This window comes from Nocardia sp. NBC_00881 (assembly GCF_045207455.1).
Taxonomy (GTDB): Bacteria; Actinomycetota; Actinomycetes; order Mycobacteriales; family Mycobacteriaceae; genus Nocardia.
In genome coordinates this window covers 1,287,437-1,304,581 of the sequence record NZ_CP108798.1, presented here as the reverse complement: position 1 = coordinate 1,304,581, position 17,145 = coordinate 1,287,437, and the positions used below count along the sequence as shown (strand labels likewise).

The window sequence follows — 17,145 nt, the reverse complement described above, 5'->3', positions numbered from 1 at the left end:
ACCATGTCCCCGACCGGATGGGGTATGCGTCTCAGAGCAGTTTGTCGATGGTGATCGGCAAAGAGCGGATACGGCGCCCTGTCGCGTGGTGGACGGCGTTGGCGATGGCCGCCGCCACACCGACCAGGCCGATCTCCCCGATTCCCTTGGTGCCGACCGGCGTGGCCCGGTCGGGTCCGCCGACGAAGAGCACCTCCATGTCGGGAATGTCGGCGTTGACGGGCATCAGGTAGTCGCCGAAGGTGGCGTTGGCGATGCGCCCGGTCCCGCGATCGGTGGCAGTGTCCTCGAACATCGCCTGACTGATTCCTCCCACCGTGCCGCCGATGATTTGACTTGTGGCGGTCTTCTCGTTGAGGATGCGCCCGCCGTCGATCGCCGATACCACTCGTGCTACTCGCAGCAGGCCCAGGTCGGGATCCACGCGTATCTCGACGAACTTGGCTCCGAAGGCTCCCGCGGTGGCCATCCCCGCTCCACCGGGCTGAGGCGGCGTGCTCCGGCCGTCGGCGCTGAGCTCTTCGAGGCCGTGGCGGGCCAGGATGTCGATATACGACTCGCCCTGTTCGGGAGCGCCGACGCGGTGGATGCGCCCTTCGGCGACCGTGACATCGCCGAGTGCAGCTCCGCGCAGCGGCGAGTCGAGGTCGTCGCGGACCACGTCGAGGAATTCCTGCACGAGGTGTTGGCAGGTGGCATGGACTGCGTTGCCCAGTGCCCCGGTGAGGCCGGATCCGCCGGCCTGCGGTGAATAGGGCATGTCGGAGTCGCCGAGGTCGAAGCGTACCTGGGTGGTGGGCAGGCCGAGGAGTTCAGCCGACAGCTGTGTCATGACTGTGTAGGTGCCTGTGCCGATGTCGGTGGCTGCGCTGCGTACGTTGGCCGACCCGTCGCGGTGCACGGACGCACGGGCCTGGCACGGGACCTGGTAGTGCGGGTAGGAGACCCCGGCCATGCCGTAGCCGACCAGCCAGCGGCCGTCGCGCATCGAGCCCGGTTGCGGGCTGCGGCGTGACCAGCCGAACCGCTCGGCTCCCCGCAGATAGCATTCCCGCAGGGCCTTGCTGGACCAGGGGAGGCCGAGCAGCGGGTGCTCGTCCGCGTAGTTCCGCAGGCGCAGTTCGAGGGGGTCGATGCCCAGTTCGTGGGCGAGCTCGTCGAGGGCGGACTCCAAGGCGAAGTTGCCCTGTCCCTCGGCCGGAGCGCGCATGGAACCCGGACAAGGGATGTTCACTCGTACCTGCCGGTCCCGAGTTACGACGTTGGGGCAGGCATACGAGAAGGCCGAGCCGGCGGAAACGGGTTCGTAGTCGTCGTCTTCCATCGCCACTGTCGATACGCCCTCGTGCTCGATGGCGGTCAGCTCCCCGGCACGGGTGGCCCCGATTCTGAGGTGCTGGACGCTGTTGGGCCGATGCCCCACTGCGGTGAACATCTCGGGCCGGGTGAGTACCAGTTTGACTGGTCTGCCCACCAGGCGCGCGGCGAGCACGGTGAGGATCACATGTGGCCACACCCGCAGCCCGGCGCCGAAGCCACCGCCGACGTAGGGGGCAAGGACCCGGATCCGACTCTCCGGGATCTTGAAGACCGCGGCGAGTGAGGTGCGAACGTTGTGGGGCCACTGGGTGGAGTCGTGGACCGTGAGCGAGTCACCGTTCCAGGAGGCGATCGTGGCCATCAGACCGAGCGGGTTGTTGGTGTTGTCCGGGGTGGTGTAGTTGTCCCCGACAACGACGTCGGCCGCAGTGAATCCGGCGTTCACGTCGCCACGCTCGGAGTCCAGTCCCCATGGGTTGGTGAGGACCTCCGCCCGGGGGTCGTCGATGTCGAGCAGGGCCTCAGTCGGGTCGTACTCGGCTCGCACCAGTGTTGCGGCGTGGCGTGCCTGCTCCGCGGTGGTGGCCACCACGATGGCGACATGCTGTCCGTAGTGGAGGATGCGGTCGTCCTGGAGCGGGGCCGGTGGGGACGGGCCCAGCAGCGTCATCGGCGCGCGTTCCAGCCTCGGCGCGTTCAGAAAGGTGATGACGGCCAGCACACCCGGGGCGGCGTGAGCCGAGGAGGCATCGATGCTGCGGATGCGTCCGGCGGCGATGGTGCTGCGCACCAGGGCGGCGTGCACCAGGTCGGGGTAGCTGAAGTCATTGGGGTAGAGCGCCCTGCCGGTGACCTTCAGCGGCGCGTCCACTCGGTCCAGGCCTGGACCGACAACCCGGGGGACTTCGCGGGTTGTCATGATTGCGCTCCTGCCACGCTTTCGAGGGTGCGCACCAGGGTGCGCTGGGCCAGCTCCACCTTGAACGCGGTGCCGGGCAGCGGGCGGGCCCCCGCAAGGGCGGCCCGGGCCGCGGCGCGGAAGGTGTCGGTGCTCGCGGGCGCTTCGCGCAAGATGTCCTCGGCGTCCCACGCCCGCCAGGGAACGGTGCCGACTCCGCCCAGCGCGACCCGCGCCTCCTGGATGAAGCCGTCCTTCTGCACCAGGGCCACCCCCGCCGACGTCAACGCGAACTCGTACGACACCCGGTCGCGGACCTTGATGTAGAGCGAACGTGCCTCGCGGGGGAGCAGCGGGATCTCGACCGTAGTGATCAGCTCGCCATGCCTCAGCGTGTTCTCGATGTGCGGGGTGTCACCGGGTGGGAGGTAGAGCTCGGTCAGCGGGATGCTGCGTGCACCGCTCGCGCCCTGGATATGGACGAAGGCGTCGAGAGCGGTCAGCGGCACGGCGAGATCGGAAGCATGCAGCGCAATGCAGTGTTCACTGGTGCCCAGGATGGCGTGCATCCGGTGAATACCCGTGATGGCGGCGCACCCGGAACCGGGAGTGCGCTTGTTGCACGCCTCGACAGTTGGGTCTCTGAAGTAGCGGCACCGGGCCCGTTGCAGCAGATTGCCCCCGATGGTGGCCATGTTGCGAAGCTGGGTCGAGGCGCCGAGCAGGAGGGCATCCCGGACAAAGGGCAGCCGCTCTCTCACGACGGGATCGGCGGCGAGCTCCTCCATCGTCGTCAGCGCCCCGACTCGGACAGCCACGTCGGTGTGCGTGATGCCGCCCAGCGGCAGCCTGCTGATGTCGATGAGCCGGTCAGGACCCAGTACGCCGTCCTTCATAAGATCCAACTGAGTGGTGCCACCGGCGAGATACGAGGAGCCCGGATCGGCGCTCACGGCGGCCACGGCTTGGTCGGCGTCGGTGGCCCGAATGTATTCGAACGGGCGCATCGTCACTCCTCCCCTGCCACTTCGCGAATCGCCGCGCGAATGTTGGGATAAGCGCCGCAGCGGCATATGTTGCCGCTCATGAACTCGCAGATGTCCTCATCCGAACTCGCTCGTCCCTCGGCAAGAAGCGACATCGCCGACATGATCTGCCCTGGAGTGCAGTAACCGCACTGGAACGCGTCATGCCTGGCGAATGCGGCCTGGATGGGGTGCAGCTCGCCGTTCTCCGAGAGGGATTCGACGGTGACAACCTCCCGCCCCTCGTACTGAGCGGCCAGCGCCAGACACGACACCACACGCTTCCCGTCGACCACTACCGTGCAAGCTCCGCAGGCGCCCTGGTCGCATCCCTTCTTCGCCCCGGTCAGGCCCAAATGGTCACGCATTGCGTCGAGCAGGGTGACACGAGCGTCGAACCGTAACCGATGGTTCGTGCCGTTGACGTTGAGGGTGACCTCCACCTGAGGAACTTCGGGTGATACACCGGCGGACGGACTCACCGCGACCTCACCGGGGTTCATGGCGCCTCGATTCCGGGTTATCCGATCAGACCCTGCTCACCGAGCAAACTGTCCGACAACACTATCGTTCCAGGTCACCTAGCACAATGGCGGACTTCGGCGGGCACTTGGCAACACGCCGAATCGCCGGCAGAAGTAGCCACCACATTCCACTGTGGCGATCAGTGAGAGCCGAGACCGGCGGGAGTGTGAAACCCAGCCACGGCACGGACCGCGCAAACTCCTCGAGAACTGCACAGGTCGCAGCATTCACCGACACAGGGAAGCGGCGTCACGGTCAATGCCGCGGCGACAGTTGGAGACACTGAGCGAGCGCGATGCAATAGCCGCACACGGTGTTGGATGACCACAGGAGCCGGTGTGTCTCCACCCATTCCTCGGTCGGCCCGACGGTACGGTGCGAACAGTTGAGCAGCGTCCAGGTGCACAGCCCTGACGAGGGCCGTACCGCCAAGACATGCGCCACGCGCGATCCCTGTCTTGTCGAATAACCCGCTTGTCAGGATGGGCAACAACGAGGCGAAAGATTAACCAGCACGATCAGTGATTCAGGTCAGCGCCGAGCTGACAGCGAGTCGCGGCTCAGCGCATCACGCCGTCGGAGATGGTTCGCGGTAGCTGCTTGCCATAGGCGATGGGTGCAGCTTGTCTGTTGATCAGGCGGCCACCTGGTGGTCGTTCGGGTGGATGCGTTGGTGTTCTCGGGTGAGGTGGTATTGCCAGTAGGTTTCGAGGTCTCCGTTGTTGATGAGGGTGCGGAGGGTGAGGATGGCTTCGGCTCCGGTCAGTCCCCATCTAGCACCGGTGATTTCGAGGCGGTCGGCGACGATGTGGCGGGCTGCGCCCTCGATCACCCCGGTGGCGATCGGCCAGCCGCGGGCCAGAGCGATGTCGTAGCACAGGAATTCGGCGTGGCCGCGCAGGTAGCGGACGGCTGCGTCGGTGCCGCCGCGCCTGTCCGGGGCCAGGGCGGCAGCGTCGGTTTCGGTTTGGATGGTGTCGGCGGCTTGAAGGGCGTGCCCGGCGAGAATTTGTAGCGCGCGGGCGGCAACCCAGTCCTCGGCGGCAGGGTCGGCGGCGGTGTGCAAGCACCAGGCCGCGGTCCACAAATACTCCAGCACGTGTACCACGTCCAGCACGATATGGACAGCGGCCCGGCGGCGGGCGGCTTCGGCTCGGACGCGCTCGATCTGGTGGTGGTCACCGTCGACCAGCACGATCCAGGTCCGCTCGTGGCTGGGGTCGCGGGCGTCTGCCTGAGCGAACGCGGCCTCGATCACCGCACCGGGGTTCTTCACGATCGACCCGGTCAGCCAGGTGTTGACCGCCTGCGGGCCTGGGCGGGGTTTCCGGTCGCCGACGCGTCCGCCGGGGACAGCGATCACGTCGTGCGGTCGCCGGGGCGCGGGTTGCGCGTCGTAGACAGCGGCGAGGGTGGCCACTTGCGGTGCGGTTTCTCGCCCGGGGCGAGTCGGGTGCGGAACACCGGTGCCGCCCGGGCAGCTGCCTTGCGGGTGGATTCCCGCAGCGAATCCGGCCGCATCACAATGCCTTTGCCGTCGGCGCTGAGTACCAGCAGCGTGTGCGAGGTGGCAGGGGCGGGGATCCGCGCAGTGTAGAAGGCGTCGATGTCGACCGACGCCGCGGCGACGAGCTGTTCGAGCTGGCGTTTGCCTGCGACCGGGCCGCAGCGGCGCATGATCGCGTCTTTCGTGGTGTCGTAGGAGGAGCGCACCGCTTCGGTCACCGCCTGTCTGCGCAGCCCGTGGCTGTGCCGGCCAGCCGGCAGCGACAACACCGCATCGGCGGGATAGATGTTCGGCTCGCCCGGAGCGCGCAACGCGCAACAACGCACCGTGACCGGGCCCACCACCGTCGCCAGCAACCGGGAATGCCCGCGCTCCAACCGATTACGGCCCGAAGGGCGCTCGCCGCGACGCAACCGCGCGGCCAGGTCGGCCTCCTCGGTCGCAGCCGCTCCCGATTCACGCCTTCCGCTTCCATGTCATTCTCACCCATGCCGCCCTGCGGCACCGCCACAACAGCTTCGCCTGCCGCGCCGAGGATCTCGATCATCGTCTCCCGGGTGATCTCCAGCCGCGACAACCGCTGCTCCTCGGCAGCAAGCTGTTCCGACAACTCCACGATCCGCCCACGCAGCTCCTCAGCCCGCTCCTGGGCCGCAGCCTGCCGCCGCTCCAGCTCCTCCATCCACGAGCCCATCGCCGCCTCCACCACCGAACCCCCACCCCAACGATAAGCGCCCACCCCGCCACCACCTCAGCCCCAGACCACATTTCAGCAGATCAGCCCGTCCCTCCAAAGGAGCCGCACCCATCGACCAAAGCCCTGCCTGATCACGCGGGACCTGGCACCCGGCAGTGCGGCCGTGCTGAGTGGTCGGCAACCGCGACCGCTCCATCCTCGCGTTGGCTGAGGAAAAGGGGCCGCTGTGGACGGGGTTGCTTTGATAGGAACGGCCAGTGATTTCCGCGGCCGACACGACCTGACGGTCGGAAGCTTGGGAACGCGATACGGCACCGTGTTGCATAATGCGGGAAGTGGTATCAGCTGACCCGGAGCTTCTTGCTGGCCTTCCACACCACCTGTGTGAAATGTCCGGTCTTCGTGGAGAACCCGGGGTTGTCGAAGTCGTAGTCCTTGATCTCGTCGTACCACGCCTTGGTCGCTGCGACGCCGGTGGCCTGACCTCCCATAGTATGAAATAGGTTCTCCCCCGTAGCCGGAGCCTTGCGAGTACGCGAAATTGATCGTGCTCGCCAAATTGTCCGCCCGCTTCTGAGCGGTGTCTGTCACCGTCCGGTCGAGGACCAGTGGTGTCGCTTGAAGCCGCGACCGGAACTGGTTGTGGGCGGAGTGCAGATCGTTGACGAACGACGTACCGCAGCACGTCGTGCTCGGCTGTGCGGTGGCCCCGCCCACCCGGCTGACAGCCGCCGCCACCAAGCACGGCGGCACCAACCGACAAGAACCGTTCAGGATTCCTATCAATCTCCCGAATAGGTGGGCGGGACAACGCGAAACGGAGAAACACACCCACCAGCAAAGCCGCCGGGCATTGAGATGTTCGCGATCAACATACCTTGGCTGCCCTGCCCCGAGCCTGAACCAGCTCAGCGTGGCCGGCAGTAAACTGCGGCGGGCGGCTAGGGCACCAGCAGATACCATTCCGTGAACGTGCCTTGAATCGGCCAGGTATCCGCCATGATCTTGGCCGGACCCATCCCCACCCACAGGTCCACGGTCACGGTGTCGCCCGGCGCCGCATCGGTGTGCACATACACGTCTTGGGCCCGCCCACCCGCTGAGCCTACCCACCCCAGCATTACGTGATTGCCGCAAGGCCCTCGCTGATAACCCAGTGGTGTCACGTGTGCCAGCACGTGGCCGGGCATATGCGGCGCGGCCTCCAGCACCACGCCGATCGCCCCAGCACAGAAATTCGCATCGCCGAAGGTGTAGAGCGTGGTGCCCAACGGCGCCCATTGCGGTAGTGGATCCGCTTGCGCAAGCGGCGCCTGAATTCCGCACACCAACGCCCCGATTCCTGCCGACACCACGACACCCGCCGCCATTCGCCGCACTGTTATCAATCGATGTCCTTCCCGCGTAACGTCACTCGCAGCCGTACTACCTAATCCAGCAGTACGCCCGACAGATCCCCGACATCGCAGCAGCGTGTAGTGGGAGTCGTTCCGTCAGTTAGCGTATCGAACCGGCTCTGCCGCGGGGGACGTTCAGACGGTTCTCGCAGCCCCTCCGGGAGCACGGCAACCATCTTGCCGAGACCTTTTGGCCGGTATCGGTTCTGCCCGAGACCGGTGTCGTCGACGGACACGCAGCCATCTTGGCGCTGCTCTCAACGTGCTGGGCCGTTATAGGTTCCGTGCGTCCATCCCGGCTGGCGGCGGCCTGCGGCTCTGCGCGACCCGGCCGCCGCCGAAGATGACCGCTTCGGCGGGAGCTTGTCCGCCCACAGTGGACTAGAAAAGGTAAAGGCAAGGAGCTACCCACTCCCTGCCACTCTCAACATATAGCCCACCGGGGGCCTTGCCGCAAGACCCGGGTCGTGCCGCAGAATCTCCAGCCGAAGCCAGAACCTGCGCGAATCAGGGATTCGCAAAGTATGAGTGCTTGTCGCCGTATGGGTCTCGCGGGACGCCCAACCGCCGGTGGGACGCGCTCTGCGGTGGCACGCACTCGAGCCCGGAAATGCGAGTGCGCGCGCCGCCGGACTGTGCGGATCAGCTGGCCGAAATGCAACATTGTCGAATGAGGGGTTTTCATGATTGACGTGATCGTTTCCGGCGGAGGACCGACCGGCTTGATGCTGGCCAGCGAGCTGCGGCTGCACGGCGTGCAAACGCTCGTGCTGGAGAAGTTGGCCGAGCCGACCGAGCAGTCCCGCGGACAAGGCCTGCACGCGCGCAGCGTCGAGATAATGGACCAGCGCGGCCTGCTGGACCGGTTCCTCGCGGTCAGTGCGAAGTTCCAAGTCGGCGGTCTCTTCGGCGGCATCGTCAAGCCGTGGCCGGATCGCTTGGAAACAGCGCACCCCTACGGCCTCGCCACTCCACAGCCGATCACCGAACGGCTGCTCAACGAGCATGCCCTCGAACTCGGTGCCGAGATCCGGCGCGGCTGCGAAGTGGTCGGGTTGAGCCAGGACGAAGACGTGGTAACCGTCGCGTTGGCGGACGGCACGCACCTGCGCTCGCGCTACCTCGCCGGGTGCGACGGTGCCCGCAGTACGGTGCGCAAGCGGCTCGGCGTCGGCTTCCCCGGCGAGCCCGCCAGGGTCGAGACGCTGCTGGGTGAGATGGAGGTGACCGAGGACCCGGCAACGATTGCCGCCATCGTCGAGGAAGTCCACAAGACCCACAAGCGGTTCGGCGCCATTCGCAGCGGGGACGACGACGGGGTGTATCGCATCGTCGTGCCCGCCGACGGGGTGGCCGAGGACCGTGCGACCGCACCGACCCTCGAAGAGTTCAAACAGCAGCTTCAGGCGTTCGCCGGCACCGACTTCGGCGCGCACTCGCCGCGCTGGCTGTCCCGGTTCGGCGACGCCACCCGGCAGGCCGAGCGCTACCGGGTCGGCCGGGTGCTGCTGGCCGGCGACGCGGCGCACATCCACCCGCCGACCGGCGGTCAAGGGCTCAACCTCGGCATCCAGGACGCGTTCAATCTCGGTTGGAAACTGGCCGCCGAGGTCAACGGCTGGGCACCAGAGGGACTGCTGGACAGCTACCACGCCGAACGGCACCCGGTGGGCGCCCGCGTGTTGGAGAACACCCGTGCGCAGATCACGCTGATCGGAAACGATCCAGGTGCGACCGCACTGCGGGAGCTGTTCTCGAAGCTGATGGACTTCGAGGAGGTGAACCGGTACGTCACCGAGATCATCACCGCGGTCGGGGTCCGCTACGACTTCGGTGACGGCCATCAACTACTCGGCCGGCGGATGCGGGACGTGGTGCTGAAACAGGGCCGCCTCTACGAGCTGATGCGCGGCGGCCGAGGGCTGCTGCTCGACCAGACCAGCCGGCTTTCGGTGGCGGGCTGGGAGGATCGGGTCGACTACGTCGTTGACGTCAGCGAGGAATTGGATGTGTCGGCGGTGTTGCTGCGGCCGGACGGACACGTCGCGTGGGTCGGTGAAGATCAGCAGGATCTGCTCAGCCAGCTGCCCAAGTGGTTCGGCGCTGCCATCGGCTAGCGCTCGCAGGTGAGCCCATCGAGGTCCGCTCCGCTGGTAGTGCCTCTGCTCGGGTGGTCGCGGAGACCTGGCCGCTGTGTCGCGGCAGGATCTGGGTGAGCCGGTCGATCGCGGTTGGCGGGTGCGGCTTCAGACATCGCGGGCACTACGCCTTCCACCTGCCCGACCTCGGCGGAACCGGCAGCCCGCTGCGCGATCCCGACGCCCGCGACGACGACTGATCTCGCGTTTCAGGTATGGGGTACTCGTCCGGGGCGGGAGCGGAGCCCGTCGAGGATGAGCTTGGCGATATGCGCCGAGCGTGTCGGGCTGGTTTGAGCATTGGCGTGGTGGATCGCGGCGAAGGCTCCGGCAACCAGCGCCATCACCTCGTCGGCGGTGACGTCGTCGCGCGCGACACCGGCCGCGCGCGCACGATCGAGCAGGTCGGCGACATGACCGGTCAGATGTTCCGCCACACCCGGCGCGACGGTACGCAAGTCGAACTCCGCCGCGGTGAGCGCGATTTTCACCGCGGCGTTCTCGGCACCGTTGGCAATCATCCGAGACACCAGCGTGAACACTGCGGCGGGGTGGCCAGGTCATCCGTGGTTGGACTTGTTCGATCAACCAGGCGATGCCCTGGGAGGAGTCGCGTGAGGCATAACAGACATCCTCACCAGCAGAACCATCGAGGAGGGTTGTGGTCATCAAAGGCTCCTGTTCGAAATCCAAAATCACTGTCGCTATAGAATGCGACTCTTCGGCATCGGAGTCCGAAAGGTGGAAGTCGGCGGCTGATTTCGCGATCACCCTGGCCGATCGGCCTTAAGAAATTCTTCTCGTCAGCTAACCCCGGATCGGCCGACGAGCGCGACCTGATCACCTCCCAGCCGTAAACGACACGTTATCGAGACACCGCACGACGGCTCGTAGGAGAAGGACAGGTCGCGAACTTCGACTGTGCCGGTCGCAGCGGTGCGTGGTTACTCGGCGCAAGTTCGTGATGGTGAGGGGCGAAGTTGGGTGGTGCCGAGCTTGCGTCGGATCTGTCGATCGATGAGCTGCGCAAGCAGTGGGACAACAGCCCTGAAACGCGCCAGGACGCGTTGGCGGAGGTGGACGCGTGCGCGCGGTCGGTCCGCCACCGACCCTGAGGCGAGGCGGATCGAGGACCCGGAGCAGTGGAAGCGGATCGCGGCCGATGGCGACGGTCATGTGACCGGACGCGCACGCAGATCCGCGTAGGAGTTTGTACCCATCAGGCTCGCACGGGTAGTGCTTGTGTGGTGAACGGTCAGCCTCAGCTGCTCCCGGCCGGTCCGGGCCCGGTTTTCGACGTCAAGGTCATCTTGAATGGCACTGTCGACATGCGCACTTACCAACGGAAATATCTTGTCGTCTACTCACAGCCGCAGGGGGAGCTCCTGCTGGGTGAGCTGATCCAGGCCGACCCCCGAGGCACCTTGTCGGCCCTGACATCGTGCATCGAATGGTTGGACGAGCATTTCGGTTGGGAACCGGTGAATATCTTCACCCGCCAGGGCGAGCATTGGTACATCCACTACGCCATGCTTCGTCGGCGAGAGTGATCACGCGGTGCCGTCCTACTCCGACTGAGGCGGGCGCGACGGTGGCGAGCACTGGCGCGGCAGCCACCGCGAGCAGCCGGGGTGTGGTGATGATGCGCATGAAAGCTCCCCTCCTGAACGCGAACTGATTGCCCGGCCGTGCCGGTTGTAGACATTGGGACCGAGCCGTAGAAAATCTCCAGGTTGACCTGGATCATGATCATTCTCAGTGATGACGGCTGTCCGCCGGTCTCAACCCCGAACTCCTCCTCGGGGCCGGCTCCCCGAATGGTCATGCGGTGCCGGCCTCGTCAGTCGGCACCAGCCACATCAGTGCTGGAGCGATATCCATTAAGCCTTTCCCAGCCGCTCGCCAATTTCCCCTGATGCTGTTCAAGAAGCCGGCTTGGCCGCTGGACCTTGTGTACTCCGGATGATCCGGGCGATTTCCGGAGCGTGGGTAAAGACCAGTCCGTGATCGGCGTCGAGCCAGGACGTGGAGATGTGCGGCCGCTCGCGAACGAGCCGCTCGATGCCAGCACGCCAGTTCTGATTGCGCTGCGGCGCATGCCCTTCGCCGCTGCCGCCGGCCATCGAGGTCGACATGATCATGCTGATCGGACAGTCGATCTTCTCGTACCGGTCAAGGATTCCGGACCGAACCACATCGATCTCGAGATTCAGGTCGAGAATTTCCCGTGCGGTAAGCAACACCTGATGCGCGGTGCCCCGCTTTGCCTCGTGCTGCGTCGCAAGTTCCTCCCACATTGCGTGGAACTCCGGCAGGTCAGCCTCGGTGATGAACGGTTCGGGCACCGGGTTCGCGCCGTCGATGAGAACGAGCTCGGCAACGGCGTCAGGATGTTCGGAGGCATAGTGTACGACCAGGTCCGCGCCCAGCGAGTAGCCCACGAGTACGGGCGGCGAGGGCAGGTCGAGGCATCCCAGCTCCGTCAACACGGCGACGAGATCGCCGAGGAACGCCTCGAAGGAATACCGATCGGCGGCCGAGGCGAGGCCATGGCCCCTGAGGTCGAAGGTCACTACGTCGTGGTCGCGCCGCAGCAGCTCGGTCAGCTCCTGCAAATCGGCCTGTGTCGAGCTCAGCCCAGGACACATGACCAGCGGTCGTCCCCGGCCGCCGCGAGACACTGTGATCATGACGCCGTCGTGTTGAATCGTGAAGTGCTGCATCGCCCTTATTGCCCCTCTCGGCCCGCTACCCGTCGTCACCGGTCGGTGATCGGGTGAAGTCTCCGGTAGCTGGATCGACGAATCAAAATATCATCATCGGACCGCGAATTCCGTTGGTAAGACCATTGATTGGTGCCCGTAAGGACATGACAGGCCCCGACGAGGCAGGGTATCCGGCCGCACGACGAACATCGCGACCCGACGGGGCCCAGCACACGACGGACAACTCCGCAGGAAATTCGGGTGCAGCTCCTCGACCGGCTGGAAACCGCCGACGCCGACGTTGTCGAGCTCTGCGGCGCCGACCGGGTCGTCATTTCCTTCAGAGGCAGCCGACCAGCTCAAAGACCGCGAATACGTCTTGGACGTCGAGCCGAATACCCCTAGCGAGGCCTCGGCGTATACCGGTCGGGCGGTGTGGTGTGGGACAGGTTATCCGACGGCAGGGCGGGGTAGTCACGGTAGCGGTGCACCTACCTTGCACCGACCCGATGCCGTCAACGCCGAAGGGACGAGATCCGCATGAGCACACGCGACACCACTACCTTGCTGGCGCAGCTGCGCGCCGTCCTCGATCTGACCAACACCGAGATCCAGATCGCCGAAACCCGGATCGCGCAGGCCCGCACCGAGGCGGTGCGCCGCGAGTTGTCCGCGAATGCGGACAACGCCCGCGTCCGCACCGAGGCCGTCAAGGCCGCCATTCGCGAACTCGGCGGCGTCCCGGAGCTGATCGGTCCCTTCCTCGGACGGGCCGCCGCAGCGGTCAAGGCGATGGTCGACCAGGCCCAGCCGTTCGACGAAGCCCTGCTCGGCGACCTCGCCCTCGAACATCAGCTCCTCGACCGCGCCCGCTACATCAAGGTTCTCGCGACCACCGCCCAGCAACCCGACGTCGTGGCATTGGCGGAGCGGTTGATCACCGCGCACTCGGCGACTGTGGACTGGCTGACCACGGTCCTGGCCGAGGACGCCCTCGGCGGGCCGGCCGCCCTGCGCCGCACCCCACTCCAGGCGGCCACCGGTACCGCGGTGAAGCTGGTCAACATCCCAGTCACCTTGTCGGCCCGTGGTCTCGACCGGGCGCTGGACACCGTCCGCGCCACCTCCCCCGCGCTCGGCGAGCTGCTCGCCCAGGGCGCGCACGCGGGCGATGTCGTCGTCAAAACCCTCACAGCCTCTCGCGACGCCGCACTCGAGACCGCCGAGCAGGTCACCCGGCGCGAAGGCGCCGACGCCGCCGCCGATGCCTTGCATTCGATCCGCACCGCCACCGGCGTCCTCGAACCCGGCGAGCTGCCCATCGACGACTACGACGACCTGAACGTCACCCAAGCCGTCGCCATGGTCAAGGAACTGACCGAACCCGCCGACGTACGAGCGATCATCGCGTACGAGGAAGCGAACAAGAACCGGCACGGTGTCGTCTCGGCCGCCCAAACCCGGCTCGCGGCGATCGCCCAAGAAGTCGCCGGCCTCAGCTGACCCCTGCCCGGCCCGCCGGACGAGATGTCGCGGGTGAGTGCGCAGGCGGCAGCGACTGAACATCCCAGTCCTGGGCACCCTACATACCAATCGGACGCGATCCGATGCAAACAAAAACGGCGGTTTCCGCGCGGACAGTGCGGTGGTGTGGCGCGCTTGACTTGACGTGTAGCGCGCTACACACAAAGAGGCATGGCCACTTGACGATCCGGCGCCCTGGGCATATGCCCGAGGGCATCGTCCTGGTGTCGAAGCGGCAGGGCAAGCCGCCGACGCAAGTGGGGCGCCCTGGCGTCCGACGCACGCACAGTCGGTGCCGATGGGCTGGTGGAATCACTCTCGAGCAGCATGCTGAGGCTGGGCGCTGGCTGGGGGTTCCCTGTCAACCAGACTGCGCCGCATCGCAGCTGGGCGCGGGTGGCGTCGATCCCGATGCCGGCGGTGGGGTCGAGTCCATGTGGAAGTCTGGGCACTATGTCGCATCGACTCCGAAGCATCAGACTCCGCCGCGCGATCCGTCCGCGAGGCGCGGTAGCCGTCGCCGTCCTCGTCGTCGCCACGCTAGCAATGTCTGGGTGCGGCAAGTCGCAATCGGAATCCATGAAGATCGGCGACTGTGGCTTTTTCACGCGGGACCAAGCGAACCGTCCGTGGGACCTGCAGCACCGCAGCTGCACCGACCCCGAAGCCGCGCTGGTCGTCGTGCGCGAAGCCTCGACCGTGGAGTGCCCCGACCACTCGTTCAGCTGGTCCGCCCAGGGGAGGAGGCCGAGCAAGACGCGCTACGTCTGCACCCACCTCAACGCCCAGGTCGGTGACTGCTTCAACAACCCGAAGAACAAGTACGCGCACCTGTACCGGTTGCGGAAAGTGCCGTGCTCGATGGCGGGGGCCTACCAGGTGAACACCCGCGTCGAGAGCCACGATTACGGGGTCTGCCACACCGCGAACAGCAAATACAGCGAGACCGCCGGCGTCGAGCACAAGCAGCCGCCGGTGTCGTTCTGCCTGCATCGCATCGGTACCTGACGACATCGCCGGCGAAACAGCAAAACGGTCAGCCGATGGCACCGACTGCCTCCGTGACGCCGTCGACACGGTAGGCGCTGCGCCCGAGAGACGGTCCCGTACAAGCACTGGGTGTTGTCGGGGGCCATCGCCGAGGTGGATGGCAATCCTCTGTCGGTGATTCGGGAGATCGCGGCTGGCGGCGGCTGCCCCTGAATCGTCTTCCGTCCGTTCAGGACTGCGGCGGAAGTATCGGTGACGTGAACACTTCCTCCAGTGGTGTTGGGCCGGTGTAGCGGCGACAGGTGCAACCGACCCACTCCCGCAGGCCGTGAGTGCCTTTACGGGAGATCTCGGCGTGACAAGTACCTGTGGAACGGTCGTGCAGCGCCAGGTCGTGACCACAACCGCAGCGCGCGGGAAGTTTCTCCCTCGACCGGGCTCGCCGTCGATGCCCGAACCGACCACATGCCCAGCCGACACCGACCAGACCGGCACCGACCGCAAGGCTGAGGGGATCCAACATATTTGCAGTATACGTATACGCATAGCTACGGTCATCCTAATCGCGGCTTCCGACGGACCAGCGGTTCGATATGTCCGCGGACTGCGGAAATGCCGTGGTCCTCGGGGTACAGCTCGTGCTGCAGCACCTCCACCAAGAACTCGAGCCAAGCCGCGAGTGCTCGCGCGGCATCGAACAGAACGGCCCGCCGAGCAGGTCCGCCAAGCCGGAGCCATCCTCACATCCTCACCCGCCCCGCCGAGTTCCAATGGCCTGCGTCCCTTGCCCGGTCGTCACGGTTGGCCCGGGCTGAAGAGGTTATCTCCACCCCATGATGTTGATCCGTGGGCCAGGTGTGTACCGGCCGCAGGCCGATACATGGCTACTGGCCCAGGCGATGGCGCGGGCGGCCCTACCTAAGAACGCACACGTTCTCGACGCCTGTACCGGTACCGGGGCGCTGGCGATCGAGGCGGCTCGTGCAGGAGCGGCGTCGGTGACCGCGGTCGACGTCTCCCGTCGGGCGGTCGCCTCAGCGTGGCTCAACTGCCGGCTACGGGGTATCGGCGCGGAACTGCTGCATGGCGACTTCGCGGAAGTGTTGGCCGGACGCACCTTCGATGTGGTCTTGGCCAACCCGCCTTACGTACCGTCCCCGCGACCGGTACCTGCTCGCGGCGCCGCCCGCGCGTGGGAGGCCGGCAGCCGCGGGCGGGCGATACTGGACAAGCTGTGCGCTCTGCTCCCGGCCCTGCTGACCGCGCGCGGCATGGCGTTGCTGGTGCACTCAGCGCTATGCGACACTGATCTCACCGTGAACCAACTCCGCGAGGGTGGGCTCAAAGCCGCGATCGTAGCGCGTGACACCATCGTTCTCGGTCCGGTCATGCAGTCCAAGGCGCGATGGCTGACCGCGTCCGGGCTCATCCATCCGGGCCAGCAACATGAGGAGCTGGTGGTCGTTCGCGCCGACCAACCCGACCGGTGATCCCAGGTCCAGCCGGCGCTGTACTAGACGTCAGCCCACATAACGACGTGCGAGCGAACGGCGTTGGGATTCTTCCAACAGAACAAGGCCGGCCTCCACGGGTGGGGGCAGGACTTTTCGTTCGCGCAGCACCCAGGGCAGTCCACGCAGTGTCTCGAGGACGGCCGCGGCGGTTGTCAGGTCTGCTGGGGCTGACCTGAGCACGACGGCGGTCCGACGGGCCGCGCTGCCGGCCGGGCGGCGCAACCATAGCGTCCACAAAGTGTTCCGAATACCGAGTCCACGACGACGGGTCGCGTCACGGGTGTGTGAAGGCTCGTGATGGATCAGCATGTCCTCTACCCAGCACATCCACCAGCCATGCGCCGCGAGATCGAGCGCGAGCAGTTCCTCTTCGCCGCCGAACCACAGGCGTCGGGAGAAGCCACCGACTTGCCTGAATGCACTGACCCGGAAGGCGGACAGACCTGCCATGACGCCGAGCAGGGCGGGCCCCGGCAGCCAATCCGGCCAGGGAACCGGTGAATCGCGCAGTTCTGGTGTAATCGGGTCCTCGTTCAGGTCGGGCGCGACCAGGCATCGTCCGGTCACCGAACCCAGGCCGGGGTACTGGTCGAGCAGATCGGCGGTGCGGGTCAAGGCGCTCGGCTGCCATCGGGTGTCGTCATCACAGAAGGCCACATAAGGAGTGACTGCCCGCTCGACTGCGATGTTTCTGGCCACCGCACCCAGGTTGTCCGTCGAGCGGATGAGCTGCACCGTGGGGAACGCCGCGGTGACCGCTTCGGCCGTGCCGTCGGTGGACCCGTTGTCGACGAGGATGATCGGCGCCGCGTCGGCAAGCGTGGTCATGTGCGCGAGCGTTTCCAGCAGTTGTTCACGCCGGTCGCGGGTGATGATGACGACCGTTATTCGTTCCGTGGCCATCG

The 17,145-nt window shown here is 66.2% G+C and carries 16 protein-coding genes and 1 pseudogene; 7 read left to right on the top strand and 10 right to left on the bottom strand.

The window, feature by feature from the left end; genetic code table 11:
- Nucleotides 1-31: 31 nt before the first annotated feature.
- From OH799_RS05320 to OH799_RS05290, 7 genes and pseudogenes are all read right to left on the bottom strand, one after another.
- Nucleotides 32-2,239, bottom strand: a complete 2,208-nt coding sequence (locus OH799_RS05320) for a xanthine dehydrogenase family protein molybdopterin-binding subunit (RefSeq protein WP_406276339.1) — start codon at nt 2,237-2,239, stop codon at nt 32-34.
- Complete coding sequence (locus tag OH799_RS05315; protein ID WP_406276337.1) at nt 2,236-3,225, bottom strand: FAD binding domain-containing protein; 990 nt, start codon at nt 3,223-3,225, stop codon at nt 2,236-2,238. Before OH799_RS05315 ends, OH799_RS05320 begins: the two co-directional genes overlap by 4 nt.
- Before the next feature lie 2 nt (nt 3,226-3,227).
- Nucleotides 3,228-3,746 (bottom strand): (2Fe-2S)-binding protein, encoded by a 519-nt coding sequence (locus OH799_RS05310; RefSeq protein ID WP_406276335.1) that lies wholly within the window; start codon nt 3,744-3,746, stop codon nt 3,228-3,230.
- Between the two features lie 656 nt (nt 3,747-4,402).
- Nucleotides 4,403-5,188, bottom strand: coding sequence for a hypothetical protein (locus tag OH799_RS05305; protein WP_406276333.1), 786 nt, complete (start codon nt 5,186-5,188; stop codon nt 4,403-4,405).
- A complete protein-coding gene (locus OH799_RS05300) occupies nt 5,128-5,652 on the bottom strand; it encodes a hypothetical protein (protein WP_406276331.1) in 525 nt (174 codons plus the stop codon). Before OH799_RS05300 ends, OH799_RS05305 begins: the two co-directional genes overlap by 61 nt.
- A gap of 661 nt (nt 5,653-6,313) precedes the next feature.
- Nucleotides 6,314-6,935: pseudogene (locus OH799_RS05295) on the bottom strand (CAP family protein).
- Nucleotides 6,914-7,342: a hypothetical protein gene (locus tag OH799_RS05290; protein ID WP_406276329.1), complete on the bottom strand. Its 429-nt coding sequence runs from the start codon at nt 7,340-7,342 to the stop codon at nt 6,914-6,916. The pseudogene OH799_RS05295 and the gene OH799_RS05290 overlap by 22 nt, the downstream one beginning before the upstream one ends.
- 710 nt (nt 7,343-8,052) lie before the next feature.
- Between OH799_RS05290 and rox the strand changes: the two genes are divergently transcribed.
- On the top strand, nt 8,053-9,486 hold the full coding sequence (gene rox / locus OH799_RS05285; protein WP_406276327.1) for a rifampin monooxygenase: 1,434 nt from the start codon (nt 8,053-8,055) through the stop codon (nt 9,484-9,486).
- 95 nt (nt 9,487-9,581) lie between these two features.
- Nucleotides 9,582-9,707 (top strand): hypothetical protein, encoded by a 126-nt coding sequence (locus OH799_RS05280; protein ID WP_406276325.1) that lies wholly within the window; start codon nt 9,582-9,584, stop codon nt 9,705-9,707.
- A 9-nt stretch (nt 9,708-9,716) separates the two neighbouring features.
- On the opposite strand, the gene OH799_RS05275 is transcribed toward OH799_RS05280, so the two are convergent.
- Nucleotides 9,717-10,049, bottom strand: a complete 333-nt coding sequence (locus tag OH799_RS05275) for a hypothetical protein (protein ID WP_406276323.1) — start codon at nt 10,047-10,049, stop codon at nt 9,717-9,719.
- Between the two features lie 438 nt (nt 10,050-10,487).
- On the opposite strand from OH799_RS05275, the gene OH799_RS05270 reads away from it, so the two are divergent.
- The gene (locus tag OH799_RS05270; protein WP_406276321.1) at nt 10,488-10,622 is read left to right on the top strand and encodes a hypothetical protein; all 135 of its coding nucleotides are present in this window, start codon (nt 10,488-10,490) and stop codon (nt 10,620-10,622) included.
- A 132-nt stretch (nt 10,623-10,754) separates the two neighbouring features.
- Nucleotides 10,755-11,057: a hypothetical protein gene (locus OH799_RS05265; protein ID WP_406276319.1), complete on the top strand. Its 303-nt coding sequence runs from the start codon at nt 10,755-10,757 to the stop codon at nt 11,055-11,057.
- A gap of 372 nt (nt 11,058-11,429) precedes the next feature.
- Here the strand turns inward: OH799_RS05265 and OH799_RS05260 are convergent, their stop codons facing one another.
- Nucleotides 11,430-12,197 (bottom strand): alpha/beta fold hydrolase, encoded by a 768-nt coding sequence (locus OH799_RS05260; protein WP_406276317.1) that lies wholly within the window; start codon nt 12,195-12,197, stop codon nt 11,430-11,432.
- A 555-nt stretch (nt 12,198-12,752) separates the two neighbouring features.
- On the opposite strand from OH799_RS05260, the gene OH799_RS05255 reads away from it, so the two are divergent.
- The 3 genes from OH799_RS05255 (at nt 12,753) to OH799_RS05245 (ending at nt 16,216) form a co-directional block, all read left to right on the top strand.
- Nucleotides 12,753-13,715: a ferritin-like domain-containing protein gene (locus OH799_RS05255; RefSeq protein ID WP_406276315.1), complete on the top strand. Its 963-nt coding sequence runs from the start codon at nt 12,753-12,755 to the stop codon at nt 13,713-13,715.
- Between the two features lie 600 nt (nt 13,716-14,315).
- A complete protein-coding gene (locus tag OH799_RS05250) occupies nt 14,316-14,744 on the top strand; it encodes a hypothetical protein (protein WP_406276313.1) in 429 nt (142 codons plus the stop codon).
- Nucleotides 14,745-15,559: 815 nt separating this feature from the next.
- A complete protein-coding gene (locus OH799_RS05245) occupies nt 15,560-16,216 on the top strand; it encodes a HemK2/MTQ2 family protein methyltransferase (protein WP_406276311.1) in 657 nt (218 codons plus the stop codon).
- A 30-nt stretch (nt 16,217-16,246) separates the two neighbouring features.
- Here the strand turns inward: OH799_RS05245 and OH799_RS05240 are convergent, their stop codons facing one another.
- Nucleotides 16,247-17,143, bottom strand: a complete 897-nt coding sequence (locus tag OH799_RS05240) for a glycosyltransferase family 2 protein (protein ID WP_406276309.1) — start codon at nt 17,141-17,143, stop codon at nt 16,247-16,249.
- Nucleotides 17,144-17,145 lie beyond the last annotated feature (2 nt).